Origin of the sequence: Micromonospora globispora (assembly GCF_003857015.1) — a bacterium.
Classification (GTDB): domain Bacteria; phylum Actinomycetota; class Actinomycetes; order Mycobacteriales; family Micromonosporaceae; genus Micromonospora; species Micromonospora globispora.
In genome coordinates this window covers 1-4,793 of record NZ_QGGF01000296.1, presented here as the reverse complement: position 1 = coordinate 4,793, position 4,793 = coordinate 1, and the positions used below count along the sequence as shown (strand labels likewise).

Below are 4,793 nucleotides of genomic sequence, written 5' to 3'. Positions count from 1 at the left end.
TCGCCGAGCCGGGCCGGTTCGCGCCGGACCGGTCCGGCCGGGTGCTGACCTTCGGCGCCGGACCGCGAGGCTGCCCCGGTGAGCGGCACGCCCTGGCCCTGGCCGCCGGCGTGGTGGACGTGCTGCGCGGCCGCTGCCGCCGCACCGACGCCCCGATCCCGTACGAGCCGCATGCGACCCTGCGCGTCCCCACCAGCCTTGAGGTGAGAGTCCGATGAACGAGCGGTACGCCGCCTTCCACGCCCTGCACCGGCCCGGCCGGCCGCTGCTGCTCCCGAACGCCTGGGATTACGCCTCCGCCGCGGCGCTCGCCGCCGGGGGACATCCGGCGCTCGGCACCACGAGCCTCGGGGTCGCCGCCGCCAGCGGCAAACCGGACGCGGTCGGCGCGACGCGCGCCGAGAACCTGCAGCTGGCCCGCCGGCTGCGGCCGCTCCCGGTGCTGCTCACCGTCGACGTGGAGGGCGGGTTCAGCGACGACCCGACCGCCGTGGCCGAGTACGTCGCCGAGCTGGCGAGCCTCGGCGTGGTCGGGGTCAACCTGGAGGACGGCCGGCCCGACGGCACCCTGGCGGCGCCCGAGGTGACGGCGGCGAAGATCGCCGCGGTGACCGCGGCGGTGCCCGAGCTGTTCGTCAACGCCCGCACCGACGCCTGGTGGCTCGGCGTGCCCGACCCGCTGGAGCAGGCCCTGGACCGGGCCCGGACCTACCGGGAGGCGGGCGCCGACGGCCTCTTCGCCCCCGGCGCGCCGGACGACCTCGTCGGCCTGCTCGCCGCCGAGGTCGGCGTACCGCTGAACGTGCTCCACCGGCCCGGCGGCCCGAGCCTGGCCGAGTTGGGCAGGCTCGGGGTGGCCCGGGTCAGCACCGGCTCGCTGCTGTTCCGTGCCGCGCTCGGTGCCGCGCTGCACGTCGCCGAGGCCGTCCGAGCCGGCCGGGACGGCGGCCAGCCGACGGTCCCCTCGTACGCGCAGGTGCAGGAGTTGACCAGACCGGACGAGGCTCCTTAGGAGGAGATAGGAGGATTGTCCCGACTGCTCCCTCTCTGGTGGTTACGGTGTTTTTCGTCACACCGTGTCCTGCCAGCAGAGAGGACCCGACATGCGCGTGCCCAGCCGAAGCTCCGGCCGGCAGTCCGGGCCGGGCGTCGTGCCCGCCGCGCCCGTACGTCGGCTGCCCGGCCCGTCCCCGGTCCGGCCCTCGCCGACCCGGCCGTCGCCGACCGAACCGGACCTGGCCGCGTACCGGGCGGCGGTGGCGGAGCTGCTGGTGGAGGTGGGCGCCCTCGCGGACGCCCCGTCGACTGCCGCCCGGCAGCTGCTGCTCGACCAGCGGCTGCGCGAGCCCGCGATCACCGCGGTGCTCGACGCCACCCCGCAGGGGTTCCTCGGCGCCCGGGAGACGCTGCTGCTGGAAATGGCCCGCTACCAGCCCAACGCGCGCAGCTCGGCCGGCGACCTGACCGCGCTGGTCCGGATCTACCTGCTCTCCCGCATCGACGTGATGTGGTGGCGGGACACCCCGATCTTCTCCACCGACGCGCAGGTCAACAGCAGCATCGACCTGGTCGACCTGGAGTGGCTGCGCCGCCGCGACCTGCTCCAGTTCCGCTACCAGGAACAGCCGGCCAACGTCCTCGGCCGAGGGCTGCGGGCGGTGCGCCGCCGGCTCTTCCCGGCCGCCACCCCGCACACCGCCGGCCTGATGTTCCGCCGGGCCCGCCGGGAGGTCGTGGCCCTGCTCAACGACATCGGCCGGGAGTTCACGTCGGCAACCCCGCCCGGCACCCCGCCGCTCTGGGTGACCAGCCTGGTCCGCAGCGCCGAGCACCAGTACCGGCTGCGCAGCCTCGGATACGCCGCCATGGTGCCCAGCGGGCACTGCCTCGGGTACGCCGCGGACGTGGAGATGACCTGGTTCCAGAGCTTCGGCGTCCGGGACGTCCTGGCCGACCTGCTGCTGGCCCGGCAGGCGGCCGGGGAGATCAACGTGGTCGACGAGGGCCAGGCGTGGCACCTCTGCCTCGCGCCCGCCGCCCGGCTGCGGCTGCGGCGCAGCTACGAGGCCGAGATGGGGGTGTGAGGCCGTGTGCGGCATCGCCGTCTGCCTCGGCCCGGAGGCGGACCCGGCGACCTTCCGCCGGATGCTCGCCGTCCTCGCCCCGCGGGGCGAGGTCACCGAGACGCGGCAGGAGCAGGGCCTGCTCACCGGCGTCCGCCGGCTGCGTGTGGTGGACCGCGAGCGGGCGGTGCAGCCCTGGGTCTCCGCTGACGAGCGGTACGTGCTCTGCTACAACGGCGAGGTCTTCAACCACCACGAACTGCGCGCCGAGCTGACCCGCTCCGGGTACGCCTTCCGCAGCGAGAGCGACACCGAGGTGGTGCTCGCCGCCTTCCTGCGCTGGGGCGAGGATGCGGTGCGCCGGCTGCGCGGCGAGTACGGCTTCGTGGTCGTCGAGCGCGCCACCGGAAGGGCGTACCTGGCCCGGGACCCGCTCGGGGTGAAGCCGCTCTACTGGTCCCGCACGCCCGGCTGCCTGCACCTGGCCTCGGAGATCAAGGCCCTGACCGGATACGGCGCACCGGTCGGCGAGGTGCCGCCCGGGCACCACGGCTGGGCCGAGCGGGACGGGCGGGTCCGGCTGCGCCCGCACGTCGACCTGCTGAGCCTCGGCGCGGGGCTGCCGGTGATCGACGACCCGGACGAGGCCGCCGTGCTGGTCCGGGTCGCGCTCACCGACAGCATCCGGATGCGGGTGGACACCGATCTGACCGTCGGGGTGGTGCTCTCCGGCGGGCTGGACAGCTCGCTGGCGCTGCTGCACGCGCGGGAGATGCATCCGGACTGCGTGGCGGTCACCATCGGCGTCCCCGACAGCCCCGACGTGGCGTACGCCCGGCGGCTCGCCGCCGACGTGGGCGTACCGCACGAGGTGATCGAGCTGCGCCCGCGGGACATCCGGCTCGCCGACATACGGGAGGCGATCCGGATCTCCGAGCTGACCGAGTACGGCGACATCATCAACGCGGTGGTGTCGGTGCCGATCTTCCGGCGGCTGCGCGAGCTGGGGGTCAAGGTGGTGCTCACCGGCGACGGCTCGGACGAGCTGTTCGGCGGCTACCCGATGTACCACCGGGTCGGCCCCGAGGCGTCACGCCGACTCTCCCTGCACAAGATCCGCAACCTCTGTCGTACCGAGTTGCAGCGGGTGGACCGGGCCAGCATGGCGCACGGCGTGGAGGCCCGGGTGCCGTTCCTCGACCTCAGCGTGGTGGAGCTGGCGATGCGGTTGCCGCTGGAGCTGAAGATGCGCCAGGGTCAGGAGAAGTGGATCGTCCGGCGGGCGTTCGCCGACATGCTGCCCGATTACATCCGTCGGCGGCCGAAGAACGCGATGTCGTACTCGTCCGGCCTGCACGAACGGGCCCGCCTCTACAAGCCGCTCTTCGCCCGGTTGCACCGCTCCTTCGGCTACGACCTGCTGGAACCGGTCCGCCGCGACTTCGACACCGTGTTGACCCGGTGCGGCGACGACCTGGACCGGGCGATCGCCGAGGGGCTGGCCCGGCCGGACTACACGGTCCTGGAACACGCCCGGGACCTGGTCGGCGCGGCGAAGTGGAACGCCGCCCCGATGGTCCGGCGGCTGGTCGGCCCCCGGCGTACCCCGGGCGACGACGAGGCGCCGCTGCCCGGCTGAGCGCACCGACGAGTCGGCGACGCGAGGTCCGATCGCCGCCAGCGCTCGACCCTCGCCGGGGCCAAGGTGGAGTCATGACGACGACCACCCGGACCACGTACCTGATCCAGCCGATGCCGACCGGCGTGCTGGCCGAGTTCCGGCGCACCGGCCGCGACGCTGCCGGAGAGCCGGTGCAGCGGCTGACCGCCGGGGGAGGGGAGCCGCTGCGCTGCTGCCTGCGCGACGCGACGCCCGGTGAACCGCTGCTGCTCTTCGGCTACGCGCCGCCGGTCCCGCCCGGGCCGTACCGGGAGATCGGGCCGATCTTCGCCCATGATGCGGACTGCCCCGGGCCGGACCGCCCGGGCCGCTACCCGGCCGACTGGCGGGGGCGTCCGCAGGTGCTGCGGGCGTACGACCGGCAGGGGCGGATCCACGGCGGCCGGCTGCACGACGGAACCGATCCCGAGTCGGTCATCGCCGAGCTGCTCGCCGATCCCGTGGTGCACCGGCTGCACAGCCGCAACGTCGTTTACGGCTGTTTCATGTTCGTCGTCGAGCGGGCCAGCGTCTAGTCGAGCCGCCCGGGCGTGACCGGCGACGGTCGGGGTAACAGCCCGGCATGGCGGGACTGGACGCGATGGTGGTCGGGCAGGTGGCGCGGGACATCGTCCTGCTGGTGGACGAGGTCCCCGGCGCGTCCGGTACGGCGCCGGTGCGGTGCCGCCGGGAACTGCTCGGCGGCAAGGGCGCCAACCAGGCGGTCGGGCTCGCCCAGCTCGGCGTACGGGTCGGACTGCTCGGGGCGGTGGGGCAGGACGAGGTCGGTGACCGCCTGCTGGGCCGGGCCCGCAGCGACGGCATCGACGTCTCCCCGGTGCTGCGCCGGGAGGGCACGCCCAGCGCCCTCATCGTCGACGTGGTCGACGCCCGGGGCCACTGGCGGTATCTGGAGGACATCCCGGCGGAGACTCTGCTGACCGAGGCGGACGTGGCCGGCGCGGAGGACGCGCTGCGCGCCGCCCAGGCGGTGGTCGTCCAACTGCAGCAGCCGCTTCCCGCGGCGCTGGCGGCGGCGCGCTGCGCCCGGGCGGCCGATCGGCTGGTGC

Annotated in this window: 5 protein-coding genes and 1 pseudogene; all 6 read left to right on the top strand. The window is 74.6% G+C overall.

The annotated features are described in order from the left end of the window. Positions 1 to 218, top strand: a pseudogene (locus tag DKL51_RS14630) (cytochrome P450); the annotation flags it as partial. Continuing rightward, a complete protein-coding gene (locus DKL51_RS14625) occupies positions 215 to 1,012 on the top strand; it encodes an isocitrate lyase/PEP mutase family protein (protein WP_109947930.1) in 798 nt (265 codons plus the stop codon). The pseudogene DKL51_RS14630 and the gene DKL51_RS14625, both read left to right, overlap by 4 nt. Positions 1,013 to 1,103: 91 nt before the next feature. Further along, positions 1,104 to 2,084, top strand: coding sequence for a hypothetical protein (locus tag DKL51_RS14620; RefSeq protein WP_124812167.1), 981 nt, complete (start codon positions 1,104 to 1,106; stop codon positions 2,082 to 2,084). Between the two features lie 4 nt (positions 2,085 to 2,088). Further along, positions 2,089 to 3,702, top strand: coding sequence for an asparagine synthetase B family protein (locus DKL51_RS14615; protein WP_109966137.1), 1,614 nt, complete (start codon positions 2,089 to 2,091; stop codon positions 3,700 to 3,702). 74 nt (positions 3,703 to 3,776) lie between these two features. Beyond that, on the top strand, positions 3,777 to 4,259 hold the full coding sequence (locus tag DKL51_RS14610) for a DUF1203 domain-containing protein (protein WP_109966136.1): 483 nt from the start codon (positions 3,777 to 3,779) through the stop codon (positions 4,257 to 4,259). A 47-nt stretch (positions 4,260 to 4,306) separates the two neighbouring features. After that, positions 4,307 to 4,793 (top strand): PfkB family carbohydrate kinase (locus DKL51_RS14605; RefSeq protein WP_260428488.1); only part of this gene is annotated, 487 nt, incomplete at its 3' end.

Coding starts and splice junctions, on each gene's coding strand:
- DKL51_RS14610 (WP_109966136.1), top strand. CDS start 3,777: ATGACGACGACCACCCGGACCACGTACCTGATCCAGCCGATGCCGACC.
- DKL51_RS14620 (WP_124812167.1), top strand. CDS start 1,104: ATGCGCGTGCCCAGCCGAAGCTCCGGCCGGCAGTCCGGGCCGGGCGTC.
- DKL51_RS14625 (WP_109947930.1), top strand. CDS start 215: ATGAACGAGCGGTACGCCGCCTTCCACGCCCTGCACCGGCCCGGCCGG.